This is a genomic window from Dysgonomonas sp. Marseille-P4677, assembly GCF_016652235.1.
Taxonomy (GTDB): Bacteria; Bacteroidota; Bacteroidia; order Bacteroidales; family Dysgonomonadaceae; genus Dysgonomonas.
This window is the reverse complement of sequence record NZ_JAEPKU010000009.1, coordinates 14,497-28,674: the sequence shown is the minus strand read 5'-3', so window position 1 is coordinate 28,674 and position 14,178 is coordinate 14,497. Positions and strand designations below refer to the sequence as shown.

At 35.6% G+C, this 14,178-nt stretch carries 10 protein-coding genes; all 10 read left to right on the top strand.

Translation table 11 applies throughout. The annotated features are described in order from the left end of the window. Window positions 1-4: 4 nt before the first annotated feature. The 10 genes from JGH11_RS03655 (at window position 5) to JGH11_RS03610 (ending at window position 14,175) form a co-directional block, all read left to right on the top strand. Window positions 5-985: a beta-ketoacyl-ACP synthase III gene (locus JGH11_RS03655; RefSeq protein ID WP_201110212.1), complete on the top strand. Its 981-nt coding sequence runs from the start codon at window positions 5-7 to the stop codon at window positions 983-985. Window positions 986-1,084: 99 nt separating this feature from the next. Beyond that, a complete protein-coding gene (locus JGH11_RS03650; RefSeq protein ID WP_201110211.1) occupies window positions 1,085-3,133 on the top strand; it encodes an alpha-L-fucosidase in 2,049 nt (682 codons plus the stop codon). Window positions 3,134-3,175: 42 nt separating this feature from the next. Continuing rightward, the gene (locus JGH11_RS03645; protein ID WP_201110210.1) at window positions 3,176-3,751 is read left to right on the top strand and encodes a hypothetical protein; all 576 of its coding nucleotides are present in this window, start codon (window positions 3,176-3,178) and stop codon (window positions 3,749-3,751) included. A 34-nt stretch (window positions 3,752-3,785) separates the two neighbouring features. Next, the gene (locus JGH11_RS03640) at window positions 3,786-4,358 is read left to right on the top strand and encodes a hypothetical protein (RefSeq protein ID WP_201110209.1); all 573 of its coding nucleotides are present in this window, start codon (window positions 3,786-3,788) and stop codon (window positions 4,356-4,358) included. 114 nt (window positions 4,359-4,472) lie between these two features. Beyond that, the gene (der, locus tag JGH11_RS03635; protein WP_201110208.1) at window positions 4,473-5,786 is read left to right on the top strand and encodes a ribosome biogenesis GTPase Der; all 1,314 of its coding nucleotides are present in this window, start codon (window positions 4,473-4,475) and stop codon (window positions 5,784-5,786) included. 178 nt (window positions 5,787-5,964) lie between these two features. Next, window positions 5,965-6,417 (top strand): SsrA-binding protein, encoded by a 453-nt coding sequence (gene smpB / locus JGH11_RS03630; RefSeq protein WP_201110207.1) that lies wholly within the window; start codon window positions 5,965-5,967, stop codon window positions 6,415-6,417. 41 nt (window positions 6,418-6,458) lie between these two features. Then, window positions 6,459-7,796 carry a DUF6056 family protein gene (locus JGH11_RS03625; protein ID WP_201110206.1) on the top strand — a complete coding sequence of 446 codons (1,338 nt, stop codon included), beginning with the start codon at window positions 6,459-6,461 and terminating at the stop codon, window positions 7,794-7,796. 451 nt (window positions 7,797-8,247) lie between these two features. Further along, window positions 8,248-11,940: a methionine synthase gene (metH, locus tag JGH11_RS03620; RefSeq protein ID WP_201110205.1), complete on the top strand. Its 3,693-nt coding sequence runs from the start codon at window positions 8,248-8,250 to the stop codon at window positions 11,938-11,940. Window positions 11,941-11,946: 6 nt separating this feature from the next. After that, a complete protein-coding gene (locus tag JGH11_RS03615; RefSeq protein WP_236263850.1) occupies window positions 11,947-13,326 on the top strand; it encodes a DUF6056 family protein in 1,380 nt (459 codons plus the stop codon). 9 nt (window positions 13,327-13,335) lie between these two features. Then, window positions 13,336-14,175 (top strand): metal ABC transporter permease, encoded by an 840-nt coding sequence (locus JGH11_RS03610; protein ID WP_201110203.1) that lies wholly within the window; start codon window positions 13,336-13,338, stop codon window positions 14,173-14,175. Window positions 14,176-14,178: the final 3 nt, after the last annotated feature.

Sequence of the window (14,178 nt, the reverse complement as noted above, 5' to 3'; positions counted from 1 at the left end):
AACAATGATTCGAGCCGCAATAACCGGTGTTGGTGCATATATTCCTGAAGATATTTTGACAAATGAAGAATTGTCGAAAATCGTTGATACTACAGATGAATGGATAATATCGCGAGTAGGTATTAAGGAGCGTCGTGTGTTAGGTGAAGGTAAGGGAACTTCTGTAATGGGTGCTGAAGCTGTAAAAGAGTTGTTGAGAAAAACAAATACTAAGCCAGAAGAGGTTGAAGTAATTATTTTTGCTACAACTACCCCCGATTATATATTTCCTTCTACGGCAGCGATGACAGCCGAAGCATGTGGTATAAAAAACGCTTTAGGTTTTGATATACAAGCTGCATGTTCAGGTTTCTTATATGCTTTGGAAACAGGGTCAAATTTTATCAAGTCGGGACAATATAAGAAAGTTGTGATAGTAGCCGGAGATAAAATGACTTCTATTACAAACTATAAAGATCGTACTACTTGTCCATTGTTTGGTGATGCTGTGGGAGCAGTCATGCTTGAGCCTACAACCGAAGAATACGGTGTAATGGATTCTATCTTGCATGTTGATGGCGTAGGGATACCTCATTTGCATATGCATGGAGGAGGCTCTGTTTATCCGGCTTCATACGAAACTGTTGATAAAGGTATGCATTATGTATATCAGGAAGGGCAGGTTGTATTTAAACATGCCGTATCTCGTATGGCCGATGTATCCGTTGAAATAATGGAGCGTAATCACCTTACCAAAGATGATGTTTCATGGTTAGTACCGCATCAGGCAAATATTCGTATAATAGAAGCTGTTGGTAACCGAATGGGGCTTTCGGCAGATAAAGTTATGGTAAATATCCAAAAATATGGAAACACCAGTGCAGGTACAATTCCGGTTTGTCTGTATGAATGGGAATCTCAACTTAAAAAAGGAGACAACATTATCCTGACTGCTTTCGGAGCTGGATTTACATGGGGTTCTGTATATTTGAAATGGGCGTATTGATAAATAGATTTATTTAAATCGAGATATAAAAGGATAACAGCTAGTTATCCTTTTTCTTTTTTTAATGATTATCTTTAAAGGCTTAAATACAAAAACAAGATGAAAATACCATTCAAAACATCCTTATTTATTATTCTTTTTCTAGGATTGATTTTTTCGTGCAAGAACGAAAAAGGCCTAATACCATATGGAGCTCTACCCTCTCCAGATCAATTGAAGTGGCAACAAATGGAATATTACATGTTTATTCATTTTGGGCCTAATACATTTACAGATGTAGAATGGGGTGATGGAAAAGAAGACCCCAAGGTATTTAATCCAACAGATCTTGATTGTCGCCAATGGGCTGCTACGGCTAAGGCTGCTGGGATGAAAGGTATAATAATAACAGCAAAGCATCATGATGGTTTTTGTCTGTGGCCAAGTAAATATAGTACACATACTGTAAGAGAAAGCCCTTGGAAGGACGGTAAAGGAGATATATTGAAGGAGCTGTCCGAAGCTTGTCGGGAATACGATCTGAAATTTGGGGTATACCTATCGCCATGGGATCAAAATCATCCTGCTTATGGGACGCCAGAATATAATCAAGTTTTTGCCAATACATTGAATGAAGTTTTATCGAATTATGGAGAGGTTTTCGAACAGTGGTTTGATGGAGCTAATGGAGAGGGTAAAGACGGTAAGAGACAAGTCTATGATTGGAGCTTATTCCATAATATTGTTTATCGTAATCAGCCTCATGCTATTATCTTTAGTGATGTTGGTCCCGGATGTCGTTGGATGGGCAACGAAAGAGGTATTGCAGGCGAGACCAACTGGTCTACTTTGAATATTGAGGGTTTTGAGCCTGGAGCAAAAGCACCTTCTACAGAAGTTTTGAACAGAGGAGAGCAAGGCGGAAAAGCATGGGTCCCGGCAGAAACTGATGTGTCTATTCGTCCGGGATGGTTTTACAGTCCATCTACAGATGACAAAGTGAAAACAGTAGATGAATTGATGAATATCTATTATACCTCCATAGGACGAAACTCTAATCTTCTACTTAATGTACCGCCAGATCGTCGTGGGCGTATACATCCTACTGATTCCATAAGGCTGATGGAATTCCGTAAAGCTATTGAGGAAGAATTCAAAGATAATCTGATGAAAAAAGCAGAGGTGAAATCTAATGCTGATTCTCAATACGATATTTCGAATATTAAAGATGAAGATTATGATACATATTGGGCTTCGGCAGATGGTGATCAATCTCCTTCAATAGAGATAAATTTTAAAACCTCAACTTCTTTTAACAGGCTTCTTTTACAAGAATATATACCGTTAGGTCAGCGAGTGTCATCTTTTAATGTAAAATATTGGAGTGATAAGAATAATGATTGGTCTGATTTAGTAGAAGCTACAACTATCGGGTATAAGCGAATATTGCGCTTTCCGACTGTTGAGACAAAGAAAATAAAAATAGATTTCAATGCATTAGCATCTCCTGTAATCAGTACAATTGAGGTCTTTAAGGCCTCGGAGCAATTATCTGCACCTATCATAGAGCGTGATAAGTCAGGAATGGTTGTCATTAAATGTAAAACGCCAGATCCGTCCATCTATTATACAATAGATGGGTCAAATCCATCTGTTTCGTCCGTGAAATACAATAAACCGTTTCTATTGTCGAAGGGAGGCATTGTAAAGGCAATAGCGATGGTAAACGATGGTGGGGAAAAAAGTGATATAGTTAGTGAATCTTTTGATATTGCTCCGGAGAAATGGAGTGTTGTATCACCTTCTTCTGAAGGTGTTTCAAAAATAATAGATGGAAATAAAAATACATCTGTTGAAGTTGGAATTAATGATGCTTTAGTGATTGATTTAGGCGAAGTCCTCAATCTAAAAGGCTTCACATATACTCCGGTGGCAAATGTACAGGCATCTAATATATCGAGGTATGATTTTCTTATTAGTATCGACGGGAAGAACTGGGATAAAGTGAAGAGTAATGCAATATTTAATAATATGAAGAACAATCCTGTGATACAAAATGTCTGGTTCGACAAAGTAGTCAATACCCGCTATTTAAAATTGAGCCCGACTCAATTAACGACAGGGGGTGATAAATATAAAATAGCAGAGTTGGGGATCATAACTCGATAAGATAATTTTTATTTATCTTTATAGCCAAAATAGAAATATATAATGAAGAAATTTATATACTTAATTTGTCTTATTGTCGTTTTGTTTGTTGCTTGTAATAGTGACAATGAGAATGATGTTAGGACTATGAGAGTTCAATCTATAGATTTATCAGATTTTAATCTTTATCAAGGAATAGATACAACTGCCGTTAATTTTAATAACTTGAAAAAAAGAGATTTAATTGTTCGATATTTCACCGCAGGTGGTCGATTGGCATTTAATTATGCTTTATATGATAGTATTACTTTCCAATTTAACGCAGATCGCCTGACTTATACTCATGAGAAAAAATTCAAAATTTTATCAACCTATACTTTTAGAAATGATTCTCTTTTTATCAACAAGAGTGATGGTTCATCTCTATTTATAGCATTAGGCTCATCACCAGAAAATCTTTATAGACGCAAAAGTTTAATTAGGTTTCCGTTGACGGAGAAAAAAGATACTGCATTTGCATTAGATGAAATATTGAATTTAGAGAAATCATTGAAAATAGCCAAGGATATTAGTAATCGTGATTTTGTAAATCCAACAGACACAATTGCTTGGTGTAATATTATTTACAATATTGAATAAAGCAACTTTGATTTTTCAATTTAAAGAAGAAAAAATGAATTTGAGATACATATATTTATTACCTATTCTATTATTAGCTTTTTTTGCTTGTGGTAGTGATGATAGTACGTCGACCGGAGTGTTACGCTACGCAGAGTCAAAAATAGAAGAACCATTCAAACTGTATACTGGTGGTTCTGCTGGCGCTATAGAATGTGATACAACCAATAAACTAAAAATTGTAGATTATATCAGTTCATCCATTTACGAAAACTATTCTAATACAACAATTGCCTTTCCTGCCGAAAATCAGATACTGATTACTTTAGCACAAGGAGGTGTAAAGCCGGAAAAAAGCCTTTGTAAGTTCGAGAATGGCTCTCTCTTTATTCATACGGGAGAAAAATATCAGTATTTTGGCGAAGGTGGTATAAATAGTTTAGCTATCAGGCAGCATTATGTAGGATATAAAACCGGAGAAGGAACTTTTCGCTTGAGGCAGATTGAACCACAAAAAGAAGTTACAGCTGAGGAGGTAGCTTCCTATTCTTCTTTTGGTTCACTCGAAAATATGAAATTGGAAGAAGATACATTGGTTTGGTGCACACGTGTTTCTTATTTTAGATAGAACTGATAATCAGTCAAGAAAAAATAGAGGTTCACTAATTGTGAACCTTCTTGTTTCTATACATTTCGATAAAAATACGTACCTTTACGCAAAATTTAGAGTACATTATAATTTATGGGAAATTTAGTAGCTATAGTCGGTCGTCCAAATGTGGGCAAATCTACCTTATTCAACCGTTTGACCGAAAGCCGGCAAGCTATAGTAGATGAGACGTCAGGAACAACACGCGACCGCCAATATGGAAAGGTACAATGGGGAGGACAAGAGTTTTCCCTTGTAGATACAGGGGGATGGGTCGTTAATTCAGATGATGTCTTCGAAAGTGAAATAAATAAACAAGTTTCTATAGCTCTTGAAGAAGCCGATCTGATTCTTTTTGTAGTAGATGTAATGAATGGTCTTACCGACCTTGATGCGGGTGTAGGTAATATGATGCGCCGGACTAAGAAGCCTATTATATTGGTTTCTAATAAAGCAGATAATTTTAATCTTCATGCTCAATCCGCCGAATTTTACGGTTTAGGAGTAGGTGATCCGGTTAATATATCAGCTATTAATGGTGCAGGTACAGGGGATTTGTTAGATATAATCGTTTCCAAGCTGACCAAGAAAGAGGACGATGCACCACTCGAAGAAATACCACGTATAGCTATAGTAGGACGTCCTAATGCAGGTAAATCATCATTTGTAAATGCATTAATGGATGAGGAGCGTAATATTGTAACAAATATTGCAGGCACAACGCGTGACTCTATCTATACACGTTTCGATAAGTTTAATATGAACTTTTACCTTGTAGATACTGCTGGTATACGCAAGAAAGGCAAGGTTACCGAAGATTTGGAGTACTACTCGGTTATACGTTCTATAAAGGCTATTGAAAATTCGGATGTTTGTGTGCTGATGCTCGATGCCACACAGGGTATAGAGAGTCAGGACATGAATATATTTTCTTTAATACAGAAAAACAGAAAAGGCCTTGTTGTATGTGTCAATAAGTGGGATTTGGTAGAGAATAAGGAACAAATAGTAATTAAGACTTTTGAGAAAGCTATTCGTGAACGTTTAGCTCCTTTCACTGACTTTCCTATTGTTTTTGCTTCAGCCGAGACAAAGCAAAGGGTGTTGAAAGTGTTGGAGATTGCAAAAGAAGTATATGAACGCCGCAAAACAAAGGTACCTACTCATAAGTTGAATGAAGTATTGTTGCCAATCATAGAACATACTCCACCACCTGCAAATAAAGGGAAATATATTAAGATAAAATATATTACGCAGTTGCCTAATACACAGGTTCCTACGTTTGTGTTTTTCTGCAACTTACCACAGTGGATCAAAGACCCTTATAAGCGATTCTTGGAAAATAGAATTCGTGATAATTGGAATTTGTCTGGAACACCGATAAATATTATCATAAGAGAAAAATAGTATTATATTATGTGATAAAGTAAAAGCCGGTTTTTTGAAAATCGGCTTTTCTCTTTATAAAATATAGTTCATAGATCTTTTAACACTACTATTATTTCATATCTATAGTTTTCTGATAATTATTATAAATTAGTTATTTTTGTATACTTTATTATATACCAATTGGATATTAAATACAATGAGTCAGTTGACGATCAATATAAAAAACAAAAGGGCTAGTTTCGATTATGAATTCATAGAAACATATACAGCCGGAATTGTACTTACCGGTACTGAAATAAAATCTATACGACTAGGTAAAGCTAGTTTAGTAGATACATTTTGTATATTCGAGAAGAATGAATTGTGGGTTCGTAATATGTATATTGCCGAATATTTTTACGGGTCTTATAATAATCATACAGCAAAACGCGATAGAAAGCTGTTGTTAAACAAAAAAGAGCTAAAAAAGATAGCACGTTTAGTAAAAGAGACTGGTTATACCATTGTTCCCACACGTATGTTTCTTAATGATAGGGGACTGGCTAAAGTTAATATTGCGGTAGCTAGGGGTAAAAAACAATATGATAAACGTCAAAGTCTTCGAGAGAAAGATGATAAGAGAGCTATGGACCGGGCTATGAAACAGTAGCTTATTAAAAGTAATATGGCTAATATAGAACGAATGGATGTATGACAGACAATAGACTACAAAAGTTAACTCTCATTGGTTTAGCATGTTTGTTTTTCGTCTTTGTTTTCGTGCTGAATCGATTATATCCTTTATATGCTGATGACTGGGGATATATATACTCGAATGATAGTTTTATACCTCTGTGTAAAGAGGTTTTAGGTCGTTTGTATAGTCAGTATATGACATGGGGCGGGAGGTCTGTAGTTCATGGTATTGCTCATGTATTATCGAATATAGGACATAACGGTAAAGTTATTGTCAATAGTTTGGCTTTTATCGCATACATATATATGATATATTGTATTAGCAATAAAGGGAAAAACCCAAATTGTATTTTTTTCTTACTTCTCGGCCTTATTCTTTGGTTGGTTTTGCCTGCATTTAATAGTACTGTATTATGGTTGGTCGGATCGGCTAATTATTTGTGGGGTACCTTCATTGTAATACTTTTTTTATACCCTTATTATTCTTACTATATTTCCGGAAAGTTTAAAGATAATTATCTGAAAGCTATGTTTTTCTTTCTCGTTGGGATCTTTTCTGGTTGGACCAATGAGAATATGTTTGCGGCTCAAATATTTTTTATTATTGGTTGGGGTTTATTACTTCGATACAATAAGATGAAAATACCCGTGTGGGCTATTCTGGGTTTCTTAGGGGTCTGTATAGGCGGATTGATAATGATTTTAGCACCGGGTAATTATCTTCGATCGGAAGTTGTAAATGAAAGCTTGGGGCTAGTGGATAAATCTCTATTGGAAAATATTGCATATAGGGTATTAAAAGTAGGATATAGATATTTGGTTTATATATTTCCTATATCCATCGTATATGTAGTGTTATTATACTTTTTCAAAAAGAGATTGGGCAGACAGGCGAAAGATAGTAAAATTTTATTGGGTTCATTATTGTTTTTCGCTACTGCGCATATTGCATGGATGTCGATGGTAGCGTCCCCAATCTTTCCCCCTCGGGCAGCTTTTGGGATTGTTAGCTTATTAATAATAGCCTTGGGAGTTTTGTATGCAGATATGGACAAAAAAAGACTTCGAAATATCAATATAGGAATGGTCTCTATTCTTTTATTAGCTTTTCTGATAAATTTTTATTTTCAATATAGGAGTATCAATTATTTGTCTGAAGAGTTTGGCAAAAGAGAACTATATTTGGAAGAGCAGAAAGCTAAAGGGCATAAGGATATATCATTCGATAATAAGATTGAGTTACCATCTAGATATGATTTTGAAGATTTATCAGATGACCCCGAATATTGGTTGAATGAAATGTATGCAAAATATTATGGGATAAATTCGGTAAGAGTTATTTATGATAAATAGAGAGACGCGAGATGATAATAAGTAGGATTGTGATCTATATATTTAATACATAAATTAATACATAAAACTTTTAACGAAAGAGAGATTTCATTGAGAGAGCAAAAGGATAGGGGAATAGAGGATATAATATTTAAAGGCAGAATAGGAATTCATTATAAATTTGGATTTATGGATTTAGAAGAAGATCCTTGTGCTTCTTTGAATCAGCAATATGCTCGGTTTTATAATGTGCGTTCAGTCAGAATTCTTCCTACTGATTGATAGACAAAGACGTAGATTTATTTAGGATATATCCTTCTATTTATTTAATTTTGAAGACTTTTGTGAAATAGAGAAAATTCTCTTAGAACATTTATCCATATAATGTTGTTATTTCGCTGATTTACAAAATATTTATATTCTAAGGTCGTAGAATCTTGAAATATAAATAATACATAATAATTTATTGTCGATGCAAAAAATACAAGATATATTAAGAGATAGGATACTTATCCTCGATGGTGCGATGGGTACCATGATACAACGATATAAATTGACCGAGGAAGATTTCCGGGGTGAACGTTTCGAAGATTCGGTTACTCTGTTGAAAGGGAACAACGATTTGTTGTGCCTCACACGTCCCGATGTCATAGAAGCTATCCATCGTGAATACCTCGAAGCTGGAGCCGATATAATAGAAACTAATACATTTAATGCCAATTCTATATCTATGGAAGACTATAATATGTCTCACTTAGTAAAAGAAATGAATATAGAAGCGGCTAAGTTAGCAAAGAAGGCTGCAGTTGATTATACGATGCAAAATCCCGACAAACCTCGTTTTGTTGCCGGTTCGATAGGACCTACAAATAAGACAGCATCGATGAGTCCGAAAGTAGAGAATCCTATTTTTCGGGCGGTTACATTCGACGATCTTTATTTTGCATATAAAGAGCAGATTGAAGGATTGATCGATGGAGGTGTTGATTTACTACTTATTGAGACAATATTCGATACATTGAATGCGAAAGCAGCTTTGTTTGCTGCAGATGAAGTGCGTAAAGAAAGGAATATAGATTTACCGATAATGATCTCAGTAACTCTTTCCGATAAAGGAGGGCGTACTCTATCTGGACAAACGGTTGGTGCGTTTTTAGCATCAGTAAGTCATATAGATTTTCTTTCGGTAGGGCTTAATTGCTCTTTTGGAGCATCTGATATGAAGCCATTCTTGAAAGAGTTGGGACGTCTTGCTCCAAGCTTTGTTTCTGCTTATCCTAATGCCGGACTACCTAATCAGTTTGGAGAATATGACGAAACGCCGGAAATAATGGCTAACCAGATAAAAGAATATGTAGACGAAGGATTGGTTAATATATTAGGCGGTTGTTGTGGTACAACTCCGGAGCATATTGCAAGATATGTTGACTTGATAGAAGGAGCCACACCACATAAACCTGTAGAAAAGCCTCAATATATGTGGTTGTCGGGTTTGGAGCTATTAGAAGCTAAACCTGAAATAAACTTTATAAATATTGGGGAGCGCCTCAATGTCGCTGGTTCTCGTAAGTTTCTCCGCTTGATAAAGGAGGAGAAATATGAAGAAGCTCTTACTATTGCCCATAAACAAGTAGAGGATGGGGCTCAGGTGCTTGATGTTAATATGGATGAAGGCCTGTTGGATGGAGTAAAAGAAATGACTACATTCCTTAACTTAATGGCATCTGATCCGGATGTATCTCGTGTCCCTGTCATGATAGACTCTTCGAAATGGGAGGTAATTGAGGCTGGACTCAAGTGTGTACAAGGCAAGCCGATAGTCAATTCCATTTCACTAAAAGGGGGAGAGGAAGAATTTCTTCGTCAGGCTCGTTTGGTAAGAGCGTACGGAGCAGCTGTAATTATAATGGCTTTCGATGAAACAGGACAGGCTGATACCTTTGCTCGTAGAATAGAGATTTGCGAAAGGGCCTACAAAATACTTGTCAATGATGGATTTAATCCACTGGATATTATCTTCGACCCTAACATTTTGGCTATAGCTACAGGTATAGAGGAACATCGCGGATATGCTGTCGATTTTTTGGAAACAATCACTTGGATTAAGAAGAATTTACCACATGCTAAAATTAGTGGAGGGGTTAGTAATCTGTCTTTTTCATTCCGAGGCAATGACTACGTTCGCGAAGCTATGCATGCTGTATTCTTGTATTACGCTATTCAGCGGGGTATGGATATGGGGATTGTGAATCCCGGGCAATCTGTAGTTTACGACGATATTCCTCTCGATTTGAGAAACCTTGTGGAAGATGTGATTTTCAATCGTAGGGCTGAAGCTACGGATGAACTGATCGAGTATGCCGAAAAAATAAAGAACGAATATACTGGGCAGGCAGAACAGAAGGTCGAAGAATGGCGTTCTTTCTCTCTCGATGAACGTATTCAGTATGCATTAATGAAGGGTATTAGCGACTACTTGGAAGAGGATTTGGCCGAAGCATTGAAAATATATCCCAAAGCAGTAGATATTATCGATAAGCCTTTAATGGATGGAATGAATAAGGTTGGAGATCTATTTGGTGCCGGTAAAATGTTCTTGCCTCAAGTTGTAAAGACGGCTCGTACTATGAAACGGGCTGTAGCTATCCTTCAACCTACATTAGAGGCACAAAAATCATCTTCTGCTGGAAGTAATAAGGCTGGAAAATTAGTTATTGCCACAGTAAAAGGAGATGTACACGATATAGGTAAAAATATTGTATCCATAATTCTCGCTTGCAACAATTACGAGGTCATCGATCTGGGAGTTATGACCCCACCGGAGGTTATCATACAGAAAGTAAAAGAAGAACAGCCCGATATCCTTTGCCTTAGTGGTTTGATAACTCCTTCTCTCGAAGAAATGAGTATTGTAGCTCATGAGATGGAAAAAGCAGGATTTACTATTCCTTTAATGATAGGTGGTGCAACTACATCTAAGTTGCATACAGCTATTAAGATAGATCCTAAATATAATAATGGTTCGGTAGTATATGTAAAAGATGCATCTCAGGCTCCATCGGCTGTAGGTAAGTTGATAAATCCGAACACGAAAGATAATTATATAAAAGATATTCGTAACGAGTATGCCTCTTTACGCGATACGGCAGTAGATAAGAGAATAGGATTACTTCCTTTATCAGGAGTTATAAATAAAGGAATGGGGATTGATTGGACTAATTATCAAACTCCTGAACCGAATGTGGAGGGACGTCAGGTACTGAAACATATTCCTATTGAAACGATTATACCTTATGTCGATTGGAAGTTTTTCTTTCATTCGTGGAACCTTTCAGCTCGTTATGCTACAGTTCAAAATATAGATGATTGTCCTTCATGCAAAACTGCATGGCTAAATACTTTTCCTGAACGGGAAAGGGAAAAAGCGGCGGAAGGAATGCAGTTGTATAAAGATGCAAAATCACTATTGGATCAGCTTGTATTTAATAAAGCTGATTATATTAATGCGGTATTTGGGGTTTTTGAAGCGTATAGTGAGAATGAATGTTTGTATATCAATAATATTTGTTTTCCTATGTTGCGTCAGCAAAAGCAGAATGAGAAGCGTGAATATCTTTCATTATGTGATTTTGTAGCACCTAAATCGTCAGGGAAGAAAGATTATGTTGGCGGATTCACCGTAACAGCAGGCGTGGGTGCTAATGAGTTGATGAGTAGATATGAGAATGAGGGTGATGAATATAAGGTATTGCTTCTCAAATCCGTTTTAGACCGTTTGGCTGAAGCTACTACGGAATGGCTTCATGCGGAGATAAGACGCAACTATTGGGGTTTTGCTCCGGATGAAGATATAAGTGTCAATGAGATGTTTACATTGAAGTATCAAGGTATTCGACCAGCGGTAGGTTATCCTTCTATTCCCGATCAGTCTATTAATTTCTTATTGAATGATAATTTGCTGCAATCAACAGAAATAGGTGTTGAACTTACTGAAAATGGAGTAATGTTACCAAATGCGTCTGTCAGTGGCATTATTATATCACATCCCCAATCAAAATACTTCAATATAGGTAATATTCTGGACGATCAACTGGAATCATATATAGAAAAACGAGGTGAAGATCCTGGATTGATGCGTAAGTTTCTAAGTGCAAATTTGATATAGGTTTAGATGAAAGCATTATCTTTTTATGTTGAAAGAGGCAATAGGATAACGTTGTTATTGACGTTAGTAAGTATCCTATGTGTATTTGTTCTGATATATGGGTTGAACTATCTTTATCCTTTGTTTGCAGATGATTGGACTTATAGTTTTATATATGGAAGTGATAATGTAAGAATTGGGAATGTAGTGGATATACTGGAGTCTCAATATAATCACTATTATACATGGGGCGGGAGGTCTGTTGGACATTTTATAGCTCAACTCTTGTTAATGTTAGATTTTCGATTGGCTTGTTTTATTAATACAATAGCTTATGTGATTTTAGTGTATTTGTTATATCTTATAATAAATAAATGTAATAAAGTTAATCCTATTTTATTTTTTCTTCTTCATATTGCGATCTTCTTTTTTCAACCAGCGTTTTACGATGCTGTTATATGGAAAACGGGAAGTGCTAATTATTTGTGGGGGACTCTATTTTGTTTCATATTTATTTACCGGTATTACTCTTATTATCGTATGGGGGCGAGGTCTGATAACTTAGCTAAATCGGTTCAAATATTTGTTCTAGGCCTTATTGCTGGATGGACAAATGAAAATATGAGTGTTGCCATAATAATTTACGTGGTTCTATGCTTATTTCTTTTATTTCTAGAGAAAAAACAAGTTCCGAGATGGGCGATTGTAGGTCTTATTGGGGTTTCTATAGGCTGTATCCTTTTATTAACAGCACCTGGTAATTATATAAGATTAGAAGTAACTAAGAGAGGACTTGCAGAAAGAGGGTTAGTAGGGTATGATTTGCTTTATTTATCCATAAGAAATACAATGAAATATTTGTGGCATTATGTTTTGCCTTTATTATTTATATATCTAGTTTTTCTCTTTCTCTATTATAAGTCTCCAAAGAATTTATTGGTTAGGAGGCAAATAATAATAAGTTCAGTACTATTAATATTAACAGCTATTATCGCCCACTTGGCTATGATTGTATCTCCGATGTTTCATCTTCGTTCTTTATTTGGTATTATTATATTATTAATAGCCTCGATAGGACTTATATATGCTAATATTGATTATAGAAAAATTCATATAAAAGTTTTGAATTTCCTGATGATCAATATATTATTTTTAATATTTGGTTGGACATATTATAAACAGTATAATGATGTGTCAACGATATCTTCTTTTTGGCATAATAGAGAAGATTTTATCAAAGAACAAAAAAATAAAGGAATAGATACAATTGTTTTTACCGAACGTTCTCCAATGGAACATAAATATTTTATTTACGAAATGTCAACCGAACCGAATGTTTGGGAAAATATAGAATATTCAAGGTATTATGGTGTTAGATGGGTAAAAGCACCTTCAAAACATAATTAAATAACTCATATGCAATTTTTTGATCTCCTATCATATACATTTTTTCAGCATGCTCTACTGGGAAGCCTTTTTGCGAGTATAGCCTGTGGAATTATAGGTTCTTATGTTGTTATCCGCCGTTTGGTGTTTATTAGTGGAGGTATAACGCATGCTTCATTAGGGGGAATTGGTATGGGCTTTTATTTCGGATGGAATCCGATCTTTACGGCAATGATATTTTCTATTTTATCAGCCTTTGGTATAGAATGGTTGTCATCACGTCAGGGTGTTAGAGAAGATTCGGCAATAGGCTCTTTTTGGTCACTAGGTATGGCTGTGGGTATTATATTTATTTATCTAAAGCCTGGATTTGCACCGAATCTATCCGATTATCTTTTTGGGAATATACTGACTATTACCAAGCCTGACATAATTTATCTGGCTATCTTATCTCTAGTGCTGACCTTTGTGTTTCTATTGTTTGGTCGTCAGATCCTTTTTGCCGCTTTCGATCCTGACTTTGCAAAAACGAGGAACCTTCCGGTCAACCTTATCAAATATGTAATGATGATGGCCATTGCTATTACGATTGTTCTTTCTATACGCCTAGTAGGTATTGTACTGTTGATGTCTATACTAACTGTGCCTCAGATGACAGCAAATTTGTTTACTTCTAGCTTTACGAAAATGATATTATTATCTATTCTTATAGGCTTCCTTGGCTGTATAGTAGGCCTTTTCCTGTCTGCAGTTTTAGATGTACCTTCAGGAGTATTTATAATTTTTACTCAAATAATCGTATTCCTTATTTCACGGTGGATAGTGAAAATTATGCAAAAGAGTAAACGTCATAAAGTAGTTGTTGTATAAGAA

Coding starts and splice junctions, on each gene's coding strand:
- JGH11_RS03655 (WP_201110212.1), top strand. CDS start 5: ATGATTCGAGCCGCAATAACCGGTGTTGGTGCATATATTCCTGAAGAT.
- JGH11_RS03615 (WP_236263850.1), top strand. CDS start 11,947: ATGAAAGCATTATCTTTTTATGTTGAAAGAGGCAATAGGATAACGTTG.
- JGH11_RS03610 (WP_201110203.1), top strand. CDS start 13,336: ATGCAATTTTTTGATCTCCTATCATATACATTTTTTCAGCATGCTCTA.
- metH (WP_201110205.1), top strand. CDS start 8,248: ATGCAAAAAATACAAGATATATTAAGAGATAGGATACTTATCCTCGAT.
- JGH11_RS03640 (WP_201110209.1), top strand. CDS start 3,786: ATGAATTTGAGATACATATATTTATTACCTATTCTATTATTAGCTTTT.
- smpB (WP_201110207.1), top strand. CDS start 5,965: ATGAGTCAGTTGACGATCAATATAAAAAACAAAAGGGCTAGTTTCGAT.
- JGH11_RS03650 (WP_201110211.1), top strand. CDS start 1,085: ATGAAAATACCATTCAAAACATCCTTATTTATTATTCTTTTTCTAGGA.
- JGH11_RS03645 (WP_201110210.1), top strand. CDS start 3,176: ATGAAGAAATTTATATACTTAATTTGTCTTATTGTCGTTTTGTTTGTT.
- der (WP_201110208.1), top strand. CDS start 4,473: ATGGGAAATTTAGTAGCTATAGTCGGTCGTCCAAATGTGGGCAAATCT.
- JGH11_RS03625 (WP_201110206.1), top strand. CDS start 6,459: ATGACAGACAATAGACTACAAAAGTTAACTCTCATTGGTTTAGCATGT.